10 protein-coding genes are annotated in these 14477 nt (G+C 70.7%); 6 read left to right on the top strand and 4 right to left on the bottom strand.

Annotated features, from left to right (window positions below):
* The first annotated feature begins 537 nt into the window (after positions 1-537).
* Positions 538-987 (top strand): PTS glucose transporter subunit IIA, encoded by a 450-nt coding sequence (locus tag ABZ910_RS22385; protein WP_361367774.1) that lies wholly within the window; start codon positions 538-540, stop codon positions 985-987.
* A 78-nt stretch (positions 988-1065) separates the two neighbouring features.
* Positions 1066-2736 (top strand): phosphoenolpyruvate--protein phosphotransferase, encoded by a 1671-nt coding sequence (ptsP, locus tag ABZ910_RS22380; protein ID WP_361367771.1) that lies wholly within the window; start codon positions 1066-1068, stop codon positions 2734-2736.
* A 69-nt stretch (positions 2737-2805) separates the two neighbouring features.
* Here ptsP and ABZ910_RS22375 read toward each other — a convergent pair whose 3' ends face one another.
* Entirely contained in the window at positions 2806-3699 is an 894-nt protein-coding gene (locus ABZ910_RS22375) for a hypothetical protein (protein ID WP_361367768.1), read from the bottom strand.
* A gap of 153 nt (positions 3700-3852) precedes the next feature.
* On the bottom strand, positions 3853-5820 hold the full coding sequence (locus ABZ910_RS22370; RefSeq protein WP_361367765.1) for an acetoacetate--CoA ligase: 1968 nt from the start codon (positions 5818-5820) through the stop codon (positions 3853-3855).
* Between the two features lie 214 nt (positions 5821-6034).
* Between ABZ910_RS22370 and ABZ910_RS22365 the strand changes: the two genes are divergently transcribed.
* Positions 6035-8395, top strand: coding sequence for a TIM-barrel domain-containing protein (locus ABZ910_RS22365; protein WP_361367762.1), 2361 nt, complete (start codon positions 6035-6037; stop codon positions 8393-8395).
* A 9-nt stretch (positions 8396-8404) separates the two neighbouring features.
* Here the strand turns inward: ABZ910_RS22365 and ABZ910_RS22360 are convergent, their stop codons facing one another.
* Together ABZ910_RS22360 and ABZ910_RS22355 are read right to left on the bottom strand one after the other, a co-directional pair.
* Positions 8405-8941, bottom strand: coding sequence for an NUDIX domain-containing protein (locus tag ABZ910_RS22360; protein WP_361367759.1), 537 nt, complete (start codon positions 8939-8941; stop codon positions 8405-8407).
* Between the two features lie 47 nt (positions 8942-8988).
* Positions 8989-9798, bottom strand: a complete 810-nt coding sequence (locus ABZ910_RS22355) for a M15 family metallopeptidase (protein WP_361367756.1) — start codon at positions 9796-9798, stop codon at positions 8989-8991.
* 218 nt (positions 9799-10016) lie between these two features.
* Here ABZ910_RS22355 and ABZ910_RS22350 point away from each other — a divergent pair, with 218 nt between their 5' ends.
* From ABZ910_RS22350 to glpK, 3 genes are all read left to right on the top strand, one after another.
* A complete protein-coding gene (locus tag ABZ910_RS22350; RefSeq protein WP_361367753.1) occupies positions 10017-11666 on the top strand; it encodes a GGDEF domain-containing protein in 1650 nt (549 codons plus the stop codon).
* 461 nt (positions 11667-12127) lie between these two features.
* Positions 12128-12865 carry an MIP/aquaporin family protein gene (locus ABZ910_RS22345; protein ID WP_361367750.1) on the top strand — a complete coding sequence of 246 codons (738 nt, stop codon included), beginning with the start codon at positions 12128-12130 and terminating at the stop codon, positions 12863-12865.
* A 21-nt stretch (positions 12866-12886) separates the two neighbouring features.
* On the top strand, positions 12887-14407 hold the full coding sequence (glpK, locus tag ABZ910_RS22340; protein ID WP_361367748.1) for a glycerol kinase GlpK: 1521 nt from the start codon (positions 12887-12889) through the stop codon (positions 14405-14407).
* Positions 14408-14477: the final 70 nt, after the last annotated feature.

Raw genomic sequence — 14477 nt, 5'->3', positions numbered from 1 at the left:
GGTGTTTCCGACTCTATCAGATCTTTTTCCGATCCGATTTCCTCGGTGCTTTCCAGGTTCTCGCTCTCGCGTTTCCCTTTCCGGCGGTTCCGACTCTATCAGACTCTCTTTCGTGCCTGACCCCCAGTCAGCGGGGTTTGCCTTCCCGGCACTTGGCCGTTCCGACGTCCCAAACCTTAGCGGATCCCTCCGGTGGCTCCTAATCGGGCCCCCGGCACCCCAAATCGAATTGGATTCGGACGCGCCGAATCCGATCCCGTTCGGGAGATCGTGCTGGTGGTGTTGGGTGCCGCATCCGCGGCGAGAGTGCTGCCACCAAAACCGTACGGCTCCGTGGCAGACCAAGAACTTTACGGAAGCGGCAGGGGTGCGTCAACCCCCATCCTCAAGATTTTTTCGAGCTGGTGGTCTAGACCACTAGCTGCTAGCTTTCCCTTACGGAACCGCCACTTCATCTGACATACCCTGCTGCTCAGCGTGCCGTCCGGGACTGGCAGTGACGGCCCCCTGTGCATCTCCACCCCTGGGAGGCTTCCCATGACCACCGTGACGTCCCCTCTTGCAGGACGCGCCATCGGGCTGGTTTCCGTGCCGGACCCGGTCTTCTCCGGGGCCATGGTCGGCCCAGGCACGGCGATCGACCCCGTGCGTGAGCTCTCGGAGGCCGTCGCGCCCGTGGACGGTGTCATCGTCTCTCTGCACCCGCACGCCTTCGTCGTCGTCGACGATCAGGGACGCGGCATCCTCACTCACCTTGGTATCGATACCGTGCAGCTGAACGGCGAGGGCTTCGAGCTGCTCGTCAGCAAGGGCGACACCGTGGCGCGCGGCCAGGGCATCGTCCGCTGGAACCCGGCCGCCGTCGAGGAGGCCGGCAAGTCCCCGGTCTGCCCGGTCGTGGCACTGGAGGCCACGGCCGAGTCCCTCTCCGAACTCCGGGAAGACGGTGACGTGAAGTCGGGAGACACGCTCTTCGTCTGGAAGTGACGCCGGTGTCGTCGCAGGACGGGAAGCAGGACAACCACCGCTGCGGTGGGATTCGCCGCACTAACGGAGACGGGTGAGATGGAGACAACGCTGCGAGGCGTCGGTGTGAGCCAGGGTGTCGCGATCGGCGAGGTCCGGCACATGGGAACCGCGGTGCTGGAGCCGCCGTCCCGGCAGATAGCGGTGGAGGATGCGGAGCGTGAACAGGGGCGTGCCCGCCAAGCCGTGGAGGCTGTGGCCGCCGACCTGAACGCGCGCGGCCATCTGGCGGGGGGCGATGCCCAGGCGGTGCTCGAGGCGCAGGCCATGATGGCCCAGGACCCCGAGCTGATGGCGGATGTAGAACGGCGTATCGCCGCCGGCAGCACGGCCGAGCGTGCCGTGTACGACGCGTTCGCCGCGTACCGGGAGCTGCTGGCCGCCGCCGGTGAGTACCTCGCCGGTCGTGTGGCCGACCTCGATGACGTGCGGAATCGAATCGTCGCCCGGCTGCTCGGGGTGCCCATGCCGGGTGTCCCGGACAGCGACGTGCCGTACGTCCTCGTAGCCCGTGACCTGGCGCCGGCCGACACCGCGCTGCTCGATCCGGCGCTGGTGCTCGGTTTCGTCACCGAGGAGGGCGGGCCGACCAGTCACAGCGCGATCCTCGCGCGGGCGCTCGGCGTGCCTGCCGTGGTGGCGCTGCCTGGTGCCGTCGAACTCGCCGAGGGCGCGGTGATCGCGGTCGACGGCAGCACCGGCGACATCTTCGTGAACCCGAGCGAAAAGAAGAAGACTCAGCTGGCGGCGGCCGCCGCCGAGCGCAAGGCCGCACTGGCCGCCGCGATCGGGCCCGGTGCCACCGCCGACGGGCACAAGATGCCGCTGCTGGCCAACGTGGGCGGCCCGGCGGACGTTCCCGCGGCCGTCGAGGCGGGGGCGGAGGGTGTGGGTCTCTTCCGTACCGAGTTCCTCTTCCTCGACGACAGCAAGAACGCTCCTTCCGAGGAGAAGCAGGTCGAGGCGTACCGGCAGGTGCTCGAGGCCTTCCCCGAGGGGCGCGTCGTCGTACGCGTCCTGGACGCGGGTGCGGACAAGCCGCTGGACTTCCTGACCCCGGCCGACGAGCCGAATCCGGCGCTGGGCGTGCGAGGTCTGCGGACGCTGCTCAACCACCCGGAGATCCTGCGTACCCAGTTGACCGCGCTGGCCAAGGCCGCTGAGGGGCTGTCGGTCTACCTCGACGTCATGGCGCCGATGGTCGCCGACCGAGCCGACGCCAGGGCATTCGCGGACGCGTGCCGGGAAGCCGGGCTGCGGGCGAAGTTCGGCGCCATGGTGGAGATCCCGTCGGCCGCGCTGCGGGCGCGCGCGATTCTGCAGGAGGTCGAGTTCCTGTCCCTGGGAACCAATGACCTCGCTCAGTACACGTTCGCCGCGGACCGTCAGGTGGGTGCCGTGTCCCGGCTGCAGGATCCGTGGCAGCCCGCGCTGCTCGACCTGGTCGCCCTTTCCGCGGAGGCGGCGAAGGCCGAGGGCAAGAGCTGTGGTGTGTGTGGCGAGGCAGCGTCCGACCCGCTGCTGGCCTGTGTGCTGACGGGGCTGGGTGTCACCTCTCTTTCCATGGGTGCCGCGTCGCTCCCCTACGTGCGCGCGACGCTGGCCAAGTACACGTTGGCCCAGTGTGAGCGGGCCGCGGCGGCGGCCCGGGCGGCGGACAGCGCAGCAGAGGCCCGCAGCGCGGCCCAGGCGGTGCTGGCCGCCGACTAGTGGACGCCGGGCCACCATCGGTGGATCTTCGGGGGCGCTCCGCCTGCGGGTGGGGCGCCCCTGGTGCGTTCAGTGGTGGTGGCCCGGTTGTGTGCCTTCGTCTCCCAGGTCAGGGGGCGTGCCGTAGTCGACTCCCGATTCAGGGGAGATGAGGTCGCCCGATTCGATGTCGGTGCAGTAGGCGTCGAAGACCTCACCCGCGGTGAGGGGCTCCAGACGGTCCTTGCGGAGTCGCCAGCCGTAGATGCGGTCCGGGGTGCCGGGCACGCTGGTCCGCATGACGAGCCCGCCGGGGCTGCCGGTGGCGATGCCGAGGGCCAGGACGGTCGTGAACTCGAGGACCTCCGCCTCGTCGAGTTGGGTGGTGCCCTCGGGTTCCTGGTCGGCGTGGAGGACGGACACGAGGGATTCCGGTGTCCCCGAAACGCTGCAGACGAGGTGCCGGTCGCCGGGCGGCGCCGTGTCGAGGATGCGGAGGAGGAGGTCCGAGGCGCGGTTGATGGCGGAGCGGCCGATGTCCTCGCCGCAGGTGGCGCAGGGGCCGAGGGTGGCCAGCAGGGTACTGGCGCAGGCCCAGGTGGCCTGGCGTACGGCCTCGTCGATGAGGGTGGGTACGAGGTCGGCGAGGTCCTGGCCCTCGTAGGGAACAGTGGCGCCGGTGGCGGCGAGTTCGGCGGTGAAGCGGCTGCGGCTCGTGGCGACGTCCGGGTCGAGGCCGGTCTCCGCGCAGAACTCGGCGTACTCCTCCGGATCGAACAGGGCCAGTGTGGTGTGGCTGCCTTGTGCGGCGCGGGTCCTGAGGAGTGTCTCCACCTGATGGAGGTAGGTGGTGTGGTCGTCGAAGGCGAAGCTGCGGTAGCGCCGCATGGCCCGGAAGTCCTGCTCATCGGTCAACAGGCCGATGGTGCCGGCGATTTCGCGGCGCAGGACGCGTCGCATGGTCAGGTGGTCGTTGTGCGCCATGTTTCCCCCTGTGCACGGTCGATCAATGCTCACTCACAGTAATCGACGGCACTGACAACGGGTCCGCCGGCGCTGTGGCCTCGGCTTTCGCCTGTCGTGCGCGGCGGAGGCCGAGGCCACTCGGGGGCTGGGGCCGGCCCGGTCGTCCGGAGGTCAGGCGCGCTTGCGGGCCAGGGCCTCGTAGAAGGCCAGCAGGTCCAGGTTGTCGATGGAGCCCGGGTTGACGGCCTTCTCCAGGGGCGTGCCCTGGAGAAGGCGCTTGACCGGGACCTCGATGCGCTTTCCCGTGAGGGTGTGGGGGACGCCGGGCACCTCGATGATCTCGTCGGGAACGTGGCGCGGCGAGAGTTGCTCGCGGATGGCCTGCTTGACGCGGTTCAGGAGGGCGTCGTCGAGGGTGACACCCGGGGCGAGGTGCACGAACAGGGGCATCCAGTACCCCCCGTCGGGCTGCTCGATCCCGATGACGAGGGATTCCTTGATCTCGGGGAGGCGTTCGACGGCCTCGTAGATGTCGGCCGAACCCATGCGGACGCCCTGGCGGTTGAGCGTGGAGTCGGAACGGCCGTGGATGACGACGGAGCCCCGGGAGGTGACGGTGATCCAGTCGCCGTGGCGCCAGACGCCGGGGTAGGTGTCGAAGTAGCTGTCGTGGTACCGGCTGCCGTCGGGGTCGTTCCAGAAACGGATCGGCATCGAGGGCATGGGGTTGGTGACCACCAGTTCGCCCACCTCGTCGACGACGGGGTTGCCGCTCGGGTCCCAGGACTGCAGGTCGGTGCCGAGGCTGGGTGCCTGCAGTTCGCCCGTGTACACCGGGAGCGTGGGTACGGCTCCTGCGAAGCAGGAGCACACGTCCGTGCCGCCGCTGACGGAGGCGATCCACAGGTCGTCGCGGACCTCGTCGTGCAGCCAGCGGAATCCGTCGGGCGGCAGGGGCGAGCCGGTGGTGGCGACACACTGCACCGTGGACAGGTCGAAGTCGCGGGAGGGGTGCACGCCCGCCTTCCGGCAGGCCATGACGTACGCGGCCGAGGTGCCGTACAGGGTGGCTCCGGTGCGTTCGGCGACCCGCCACTGGGCGCCCGTGTCCGGGTAGCCGGGACTGCCGTCGTACAGGACGATCGTCGTGCCGGTGAGGAGGCCGGAGACGAGGAAGTTCCACATCATCCAGCCGGTCGAGGTGTACCAGAAGAAGCGGTCCTCGGGGCCGAGATCGCAGTGCAGACCGAGCTGCTTGAGGTGCTCGACCAGGATGCCGCCCTGGGACTGGACGATGGCCTTGGGCAGGCCGGTCGTGCCGGAGGAGTAGAGCACCCACAGGGGGTGGTCGAAAGGGACCTGCTCGAAGACGGGCTCCACGTCGGCCGACGTCAGGGCCGACCACTCCAGTGCCCCTTCGGGTGCCTCGGTGCCGAGGAGGGGGATGTGGACAACGGCGCGGAGGGTGGGCAGTTCGCGGCGGAGTTCGGCGACGACGTCGCGGCGGTCGTGCTCCTTGCCGCCGTAGCGGTAGCCGTCGACGGTGAACAGGACGACCGGTTCGACCTGCTGGAAGCGGTCGAGGACGCTGCGGGCGCCGAAGTCGGGGGCGCAGGACGTCCAGACGGCGCCCACGGCTGCCGTGGCCAGGAGGGCGACGACGGCCTGCGGGATGTTCGGGAGGTAGCCGCTGACACGGTCGCCGGGGCGTACGCCGAGGGCGCGCAGTTCGGCGGCCAGGGAGCCCACCTGGCGGCGCAGTTCGCCCCAGCTCACCGGGCGCGGCTCGTGGGACTCGTCGACGTACAGGAGCGCGGGTTCGTCCGCCCGGGTCTCGGCGGCGCGCAGGGCATGCTCGGCGTAGTTCAGGGTCGCCCCGGTGAACCATTGGGCGCCGGGCATGGAGCGGTCGCCCAGCACGCGCGCGTAGGGCGTGGAGAACCGTACGTCGAACCACTCCGTGAGGGCCGTCCAGAAGGTGTCCAGCTGCTCCACGGACCAGCGGTGGAGCGCCGGGTAGCCGCCCTCGGACGGGGCGCCGTGGTGCTCGGCCGCCCAGGCCTGGAACTCGGTGATGCGTGCCTGGGCGATCCGTTCCGGATCTGGCTGCCAGAGGGGCAGCGGGTTCGCGGTCGACATGCGGCGGCTCCCGGACTGTGCGCGTTGTGTGCGTCGCTCGCGCACGGGCTGGGGGTGTGCGCGTGACGCGGCTGACACGGACGATGCCATGTGATCGACTTCTGCACCAGGGTGCGCCCCACATAGTCGGGCTCATGAAGATGTGGTCCTGGCACGGGTGAACGGCAGTTGAACGACACGCGCGCGTGGGGCGGTGAGTGGCAGGGTGAGCAGCATGGACGGTCGTGACCTGGTGCGTTCGGTGAGAGTGGTCGGTTCGGCGGGGGCGGCTCAGGGGTTGCGTACCGTTCGCGCGGCGTGGCGCAGGCGGCGCACGGACGCTGTCGCGTTGCCGCCGCGGGGCGCCGAGCGCGCGCGGGTGCCCGGGCCGGTGCGCGATGTGGAGCCGGGGCCCGGGGGCGGTCTGATCCGCTTCAGCCGGTCCGAGCTGCGGATCACCGTCACGGTGACCGGGGCCGTCTTCTGGGGCTGGGACGGGGCCGGTCCCGAGCCGTCGTACGCGCTCGCGGGACGCTGCCCCGAGCCGGATCCCCGCGCGGTGCTGGAGCCGGACAAGGACGGCGGGTGGCGGGTCGTGGCGGAGCGGGTGACGGTCGTCGTCTCCCGGCACGGTGCGATCGAGGTGTGCACGCCCGGCGGCGTGACGCTGCGGCGTGATCTGCCTCCTCGCTGGTGGGAACCGGTCGGCGGCGGTACGGCGCGCTGGATGCAGCGGTCGGAGGTGGCCGCCGACGCGCGCTTCTTCGGTCTGGGGGGCCGGGCCTCGGGGCTCCGGCTGCGTGACGGCGCGTACCGGCTGTGGAACACCGATCCGGGGCGTGCCTTCGGCCCTGGCGACGATCCGCTGTACATCACGATGCCCGTCCAGCTGGTGGTGGCCGACGCGGCTGCGCATCTGGTGTTCCACGACACCTCGTGGGACGGGACGGTGACGCTTCGGGAGGGCGAGGAGGGCGCCGGTTCCGGCCATGACCGGGCCGGACGGTGCGAGCTCAGGATGGACGGCGGTCCACTGCGCTGCTGGGTCGTGGTGGGTACCCCCGCGCGCGTGCTGCACGCCTGGGCCTCGCTGACCGGGGCACCGGCGCTGCCGCCCGCGTGGGCGCTCGGCCATCATCACGCCCGCTGGGGTTTCGGCAGTGAGCAGGAGGTGCGGCGGATCGTCGCCGGCTATCAGGAACGCGGGCTGCCGCTGGACGCCGTCCATCTGGACATCGACCACCACGACGCGCACCAGGTGTTCACGGTCGACCAGGAGCGGTTCCCGAAGCTGCCGGCGCTCGCCGAGGAGCTGCGGCGCGACGGGATCCGGCTTGTGTCGATCGTCGACCCGGCGGTGAAGGCCGATCCGGGCAACGACGTGTACGACAGCGGAGCGGGCGTGGACGCCTTCGTGCGGGACGCCACGGGGCGGTTGGTGCGGGGCGTGGTGTGGGCCGGGGAGTCGGTGTACCCGGATTTCACGCACGCGCGCGTGCGCAAGTGGTGGGGCGCACTCTACGAGGAGCGGCTCATGCAGGGCTTCGCGGGGTTCTGGCACGACATGAACGAGCCCACCTCCTTCACCGCCTTCGGTGAGTCGACCCTGCCGCGGTCGGCCCGGCATGCCCTGGAGGGGCGCGGCGGCGACCACCGGGAGGCGCACAACGTGTACGCGCTGAGCATGGCGAGGGCGGCTTATGAGGGGCTGCGCGAACTGGCGCCCGGGGAGCGGCCGTTCCTCTTCTCGCGCTCCGGCTGGGCCGGAATGCAGCGGTACGGCGGGACGTGGTCCGGTGACGTGGCCACGGGCTGGCCGGGGCTGCGGGCGTCCCTGTCGCTGGTGATGGGGCTCGGGCTGTGCGGCGTGCCGTACTCCGGACCGGATGTGGGCGGTTTCGACGGGAGTCCGTCGCCGGAGCTGTATCTGCGGTGGTTCCAACTGGCGGCGCATCTGCCACTGTTCCGTACGCACGCGAGTCTGCGGGCGGGGCGCAGGGAGCCCTGGGAGTTCGGCGCCGAAGTGCTGGAGCACGCGCGCGTGGCGCTCGTCGAGCGCCGGCGCCTGCAGCCGTACTTCATGACGCTGGCGCATCTCGCCCGGCGTACCGGCGCGCCCTATGTACGGCCGCTGTGGTGGGGCGCGCCGGAGGACCGGGCGTTGCGCGACTGCGAGGACGCGTTCCTGCTGGGCGACTGCCTCCTGGTGGCGCCGGTGCTCGGTCCGGGCGCGGACCGGCGTGCGGTGCAGTTGCCTCGGGGGCGCTGGTACGACACGGTCACGGAGCAGGCGTACGAGGGTCCGGCGCAGGTGCTCGTCGACGCCCCTCTGTCGCGGATTCCCGTGCTCGCGCGCGCGGGTTCCGTTCTTCCCGTGCGGGGCGACGGCGGCGGGCTGGAGCTGGAGGTGTGGGCGCCGGCCCGTGGCCGGACCGGAGGTGGGCTCGTCGTGCCGGACGCGGGCGACGGGTGGGGTGAGCCGGAGATCGAGCGGTACGTCGCCCGCTGGGAGGGCCGGCGGGTGGTGGTCAGGCGGGAAGGGGAGGACGGTGCGAGCGAGCCGCCCTACCCGGTGCGTGTTCGAGGGCTCGGGTGAGCACCGGCCCTAGAGGTACCGGCCCTCGAACCAGGCCCGCACGGCCACGGTGTGCAGCGGGAAGGCGAGTTCCTCGGGCCTGCGCAGCAGGTGCCAGCCCTCGGTCTCGTCCGTGGGGCTGGACGGCGGGAGCCGGTCGGCGGGGCGCTCCGGCAGGAGACCGAACAGCAGCAGGTGCCCGTCGGGCGAGCTCAGCGCGTCGACGAGCCGGACGTCCCGGGCGGCCGCGTCGATGCCCGTCTCCTCCTTGAGTTCGCGGACGAGAGCGTGCCGCCAGTCCTCACGCTCGTCGATGTAGCCGCCGGGCAGTGCGGTGCCTCCGCGCGCGGGGTCGATGGTGCGGGTGATGACGACCAGGGCCGTGCCCTTCGTGTCGTACACGGGCTGGAGGGCGACCGCGACCGGCAGCGGGTTGCGGTACGCGACGGCCCCGCACACCGGACAGGTGCGGGGCCAGTCGGAGACGCCCTCGCCGTAGGACGCGCCGCAGCTCGAACAGTGCGAGTCCGGACGGGAGTTGACGGATGAGTGATTGGTTTCGGACACGCGCGGACTGTATCCGATCGCGGCACGGTCTTCTTCTGATCGACGCGTCAGTGTGTGGCGGTCAGGGACTTCCGGGAGACGGGGAAGTTGAAGTAGGTGTTCGGATACGGCTCGGGCTGGTAGGTGTAGTGCCACCACTCCTCGGCGAGGTTCACGAACCCGAGGTTCTCCAGGGTGCTCTTGAGCAGGAGGCGGTTGGCGCGCTGCCGGCCCTGGATGCGCGGGTCCAGGGTGTGCGCGAGGGTGTCGAAGCAGTCGAAGCCGGTGCCCATGTCGACGGAGTTGTCCGGAAAGCGCTGGTCCTTGGGGGCGTAGCAGGGCACGAGGGGCTGGCCCGGCACGTAGGGGTGGGTCTGCCTCGCCGGGAGCTTGACGATCGTCAGGTCCATGGTCGAGCCGCGGCTGTGGCCGGATTTCTCCGCGATGTAGCCGTCGGCGAAGAGCCGGGTCTTGTCGACGTTCGGATAGAACTCGGCCTTCATGGCCTCATCGTCGAGGTCCTCGGCCCAGCGCACGAAGTGGTCGACGGCGCGCTGCGGCCGGTAGCAGTCGTACACCTTCAGGGTGTAGCCCTGGCTCAGCAGTTTTCTCTGCGCCTGGTGCAGCGCTTCGGCGGCGGGGCGCGTGAGGATGCATATCGGCTGTTCGTAGCCGTCGATACGCTCGCCCACGAAGTTGTGCGGGGTGAAGTAACGCATCTCCTGGATGATCGTGGGGTCCACGGTGCTCAGGGCCACGAAGTCCTTCGGCGCCTTCGGTTCGGGCGTCGCCCGGGCGGTGGCGGAGGCGGCGGTCACGGTCAGCAGGGCGGCGATCGCGGTGATGAGACCGCGTGCGGCACGGGAGAGTCGTGTCATGTCTCCTGCATCTATCAGGACCGGGCCGCGGCGGGGAAGCACTGTGCGCGGTTCTCCGAACAGCCGCCCACGCGCGCGTGGCCTCCGCACCCCTGAAGCCCGGTCATGTCCCTTTCACCGGAAGCCCGTTGCCCTACGCAGTGTGATCGACCCGGAATCCTGCGTGAACGTCTTATGAACTGCGCCTCGGTGCGCGCGGGGAGCGCCATCATGCTTCCGTGCACCCCTGGACGGATACTCTCCGCTTCGCCTTCCAACCGCTGGTCAACCTGACGACCGGCGGGGTCGCCGCACTGGAGATACTCGCCCGCCCGGAGACCGGTGACGTCCTGGCCGAGGCCCGCCGCAACCCCGAACTCGACGGCACCCTGGCCGTGTCGGCCCTCCGCGCGGCGGCCCGCCAGGAGACACTGCTCCCACTGCACATCAACGTGTTCGCGGCCACCCTCGCCGAGTTCGGCGGGCTCACGCCGCTGTACGACGCCGTCCGCGCGACCGGACGTATGCCGTGGGAAGTGACGGTCGACATCGTGCCGCCGTACACGCACGTGCCGCAATGGGCGCTGCTGGAGGCGGTCACGACGCTGCGCGGGCAGGGGTTCCGGATCAGCGCGGACGGCGTCGGTGACGGCGACGTACCGTTGCGGCTGCTCACCGACATCGGCCCCGACCTGGTGAAACTCGACGCCTCCCTGCTGGCACGGCCGGCCGCGATGCGGGCGATGCGGACACTGGGCGAGCAACTGGGCGCCCTGGTGGGCGTGGAGGGTGTGGAGACCGAGCTGCAGTGCGCCGCCGCGCTGTCGGCCGGGATGCAGCTGGCGCAGGGCGACCTGTTCGCCCCGCCGGCCCGGATTCCCGCGGCGGACGTATACGTTCCACCCCGTGCGCCCGGTGTCGGGGAGACGCTGCGGGCGGGGCCGTCCGTGCGGGAGTTCGTACGGCCCGCCGCCCTGCTGCCGGCCACCGCGTCGGCGGCGCAGGTACGGGCGCTGCTGACCGGGTCGCCGGAGGTCTCCGGTGTGCTGCTCGTGGACCAGGCCGGAGTGCCGGTCCGGTCGGTACACCGCTCCCGCTTCCTGCTGACGCTGTCGGGCCGCTACGGGCACGCGCTGTACGCCGACCGGCCCGCCGTGAAGCTGGGGGACCCGCCACGCACGGTCGGCGTCGACGCCACGGCGTGGCAGGTCCTGGACGTCGTGGCCGTCGGCGGGCACGACCGGACGTCGGACGACGTGGCGGTCGTCGACCAGCAGGGGCGGTGCGTGGGTGTCGTACGGCTCGCGGACCTCGTGCGGGCCCTGGCCGAGACTCGGGTCGAGGAGGCGGCCGGGCTCAATCCGCTGACCCGGCTGCCCGGTTCGGACACGATCACCGGCGAGGTCGACCGATGGCTCGCGGGCGGCCGGACGTGCGCGCTGAGCTGGCTGGACATCGACCACTTCAAACAGATCAACGACGGTGCCGGATTCGCGGCGGGCGACGAGCTGATCCGCTCGGTGGGGCGTGCGCTGCGGCACGCGGCCTCCGGCACCACGTGTGTGGGACACATCGGCGGGGACGACTTCCTGGTGCTCGCGGACGAGGAAGGGCTCGATCCGCTGGTCACCGCCGTTCTCGACACCCCCTGGTCGGCCGCCGGCCGCGACGTGACGCTGTCCCTGGCCACTGTGGTGTGCGCGCCGGGCAGCGTGACCGGCCACCAGCAGGCGGCCGCCTGTCTGGCACCGCTCAAGAAGGCCGCGAAGTCACTGAGCGGGGCGAGCTGGGTGCTCGGCCGGGCCGGACTGCCCGGGCACGAGATCCGACGCGGCTCGGGGGCGGCGCCCGCACAGAGGGGGCGCACGGCGGCGGAGCCGCGCGGGTGAGTCGCTCTGGCCCGTCGCGCCGGGGCCGTCCAGCCCAACTGCCCCGTGCACGCGTCCCGGTGCCGATGCATGTCAGCCGGCATCACGCTGCGCAACAGGAAGCCCCCTGGGACGCGGCGACTGAACCTCCGTACAAAGAAAGCCCGTTGAGGCTTCACCCAGGCTCACGCGAGTCGGTGTCACCGTTGCCGTCCGCGACCTTGACGCTCACAGGGTGCCGGTGAACACTTCCCGTTGTCGGTCGACATCGCCGTACATTCTCCGCGTCATCCGGTACTGCGCCGCGGGCCTCCCCTGTGCCATGGCCCGTCCCCCCACGGGCGATTCGGCTGCCACGGCACGCTCGTCACGGACGCCTGGCAGGGCGCCACAACTCTCCTGCCATCGGCTGAAGTCGCCAAGGAAACCGTTCCTGCACGGACGATCGGGGTCATCCCCGGGGCCAGCGCCTAGGAGCCGCCATGAGCAATGGAGACATATTCGTCGGCGAGATCATCGGTACCGCGATCCTGATCCTCTTCGGTGCCGGTGTCTGCGCCGCGGTCACCCTCAGATATTCCAAGGCACGCGCCTCGGGCTGGATCGTGATCGCGTTCGGCTGGGGATTCGGCGTGCTGGCGGGTGCGTACACCGCCGCGCCCCTCTCCGGCGGGCACCTCAATCCCGCCGTCACCATCGGCATCGCCGTAGACACCGGCAAGTGGGACAAGGTCTGGGTGTACCTGCTGGGCCAGATGGTCGGCGCGATGCTCGGTGCCGCCCTCACCTACCTCGTGTATCTCGCCCAGTTCCAGGCGAACGTCGAGGAGAAGGGCTCGGCGGAGCAGCCGACTCCGACCCTCGGCATCTTCTCCACCATCCCGGAGATCCGGAATCCGGTCGCCAACCTCATCACGGAGATCATCGCGACGTTCGCGCTCGTCCTGCCCATCCTCGCCTTCGGGGACACCAAGGGGCTCGGCGAGTCCGGCGTCACCGTACTGGTCGTCTCGCTGCTCGTCGTCGGCATCGGCCTCTCCCTCGGCGGGCCCACCGGCTATGCCATCAACCCGGCACGTGACCTCGGCCCGCGCATCGTGCACGCCTTCCTGCCGATCCCGAACAAGGGCACGTCCGACTGGGGTTACGCCTGGATCCCGGTGGCCGGCCCGCTGATCGGCGGGGTGCTCGCGGGCGTCATCCACAACGTAGCCTTCTGACCCAGCGACCAAGGGGCAGCCATGACGGACACCGCCGAGCAGTACGTCGCCGCAATCGACCAGGGCACCACCTCGAGCCGCTGCATCATCTTCGACCACGGCGGCGCGATCGTCGCCGTCGACCAGCGCGAGCACCGCCAGATCTTCCCCAGGCCGGGCTGGGTGGAGCACGACGCCACCGAGATCTGGTCCAAGGTGCAGGCCGTGGTGGCCGGCGCCCTCGCCAAGGCCGGGCTGCGCGCCGACCAGCTCAGCGCCCTCGGCATCACCAACCAGCGCGAGACGACGGTCCTGTGGGACCGCGCCACGGGCAAGCCGGTGCACAACGCCATCGTCTGGCAGGACACCCGCACGGCGGCCCTGTGCAACGAACTGGGCGGCTCGGACGGGCAGGATCGTTTCCGCGAGTCGACCGGACTGCCGCTGGCCAGTTACTTCTCCGGGCCCAAGGCGGCCTGGCTGCTCGACAACGTGCCGGGACTCAGGGACCGCGCCGAGCGCGGCGAGATCGCCTTCGGGACCATCGACTCCTGGCTGATCTGGAACCTCACGGGAGGCACCGACGGCGGGCGGCACGTCACCGACGTCACGAACGCCGGGCGCACCATGCTGATGAACCTGGAGACCCTCCAGTGGGACCCGTCCATCCTGTCCGCGATGAACGTCCCGGAGGCGGTCCTGCCCGAGATCAGGTCCTCGGCCGAGGTCTACGGGACCGCCGTCGGTCAACTCGCCGGTGTCCCGGTCGCGTCGGCCCTGGGCGACCAGCAGGCGGCCGTGTTCGGGCAGGCCTGCTACGACGTGGGTACGGCGAAGAACACCTACGGCACGGGGAGCTTCCTGCTCCTCAACACCGGCACCCGGCCCGTCCCCTCGAAGAACGGGCTGCTGACGACGATGGGCTACAAGATCGGCGGCGAGGCGCCGGTCTACTGCCTGGAGGGCTCGATCGCGATCACGGGCGCGCTGGTGCAGTGGTTCCGTGACCAGCTCGGGATCATCCGCAACGCCGACGAGATCGAGTCGCTGGCGGCGAGCGTCGAGGACAACGGCGGCGCCTACATCGTGCCCGCCTTCTCGGGCCTGTTCGCGCCGTACTGGCGGTCCGACGCGCGCGGGGTCGTCACCGGTCTGACCCGGTACGTCACCAAGGCGCACCTCGCGCGCGCGGTGCTGGAGGCGACCAGCTGGCAGACGCGGGAGGTGGTGGACGCCATGTTCCAGGACTCCGGGGTGCAGATCACCACCCTCAAGGTGGACGGCGGCATGACCAAGAACAACCTGCTCATGCAGCACCAGGCCGATGTGCTCGGGGTGCCGGTGATCCGGCCCAGGGTCTCCGAGACGACCTGCCTGGGCGCCGCCTACGCGGCCGGTCTCGCGACGGGCGTGTGGAACGACCTCGACGAGCTCAAGTCGCACTGGCAGAAGGACGCGGAGTGGACGCCCGCGATGGAGGCGTCGGTTCGGGACCGGGAGTACCAGAACTGGCGCAAGGCCGTGGAGAAGAGCTTCGGCTGGCTGGAGGACGGCGCGGACTAGGCATCCGTCGGGCACACGCAGGCCTACGCGCGCGTGGGCGCGTGAAGCGGTGCACGCGCGCGTGGCCTCC

Source organism: Streptomyces sp. NPDC046805 (assembly GCF_040645355.1).
Classification (GTDB): domain Bacteria; phylum Actinomycetota; class Actinomycetes; order Streptomycetales; family Streptomycetaceae; genus Streptomyces.
The sequence above is the reverse complement of the archived record's forward strand: the minus strand, read 5'-3'. Positions and strand labels throughout refer to the sequence as shown.

What these genes read in the sequence shown, in the direction of transcription:
- ABZ910_RS22385 (WP_361367774.1), top strand. Translation starts at nt 538, where the DNA reads ATGACCACCGTGACGTCCCCTCTTGCAGGACGCGCCATCGGGCTGGTT.
- ptsP (WP_361367771.1), top strand. Translation starts at nt 1,066, where the DNA reads ATGGAGACAACGCTGCGAGGCGTCGGTGTGAGCCAGGGTGTCGCGATC.
- ABZ910_RS22375 (WP_361367768.1), bottom strand. Translation starts at nt 3,699, where the DNA reads ATGGCGCACAACGACCACCTGACCATGCGACGCGTCCTGCGCCGCGAA.
- ABZ910_RS22370 (WP_361367765.1), bottom strand. Translation starts at nt 5,820, where the DNA reads ATGTCGACCGCGAACCCGCTGCCCCTCTGGCAGCCAGATCCGGAACGG.
- ABZ910_RS22365 (WP_361367762.1), top strand. Translation starts at nt 6,035, where the DNA reads ATGGACGGTCGTGACCTGGTGCGTTCGGTGAGAGTGGTCGGTTCGGCG.
- ABZ910_RS22355 (WP_361367756.1), bottom strand. Translation starts at nt 9,798, where the DNA reads ATGACACGACTCTCCCGTGCCGCACGCGGTCTCATCACCGCGATCGCC.
- ABZ910_RS22345 (WP_361367750.1), top strand. Translation starts at nt 12,128, where the DNA reads ATGAGCAATGGAGACATATTCGTCGGCGAGATCATCGGTACCGCGATC.
- glpK (WP_361367748.1), top strand. Translation starts at nt 12,887, where the DNA reads ATGACGGACACCGCCGAGCAGTACGTCGCCGCAATCGACCAGGGCACC.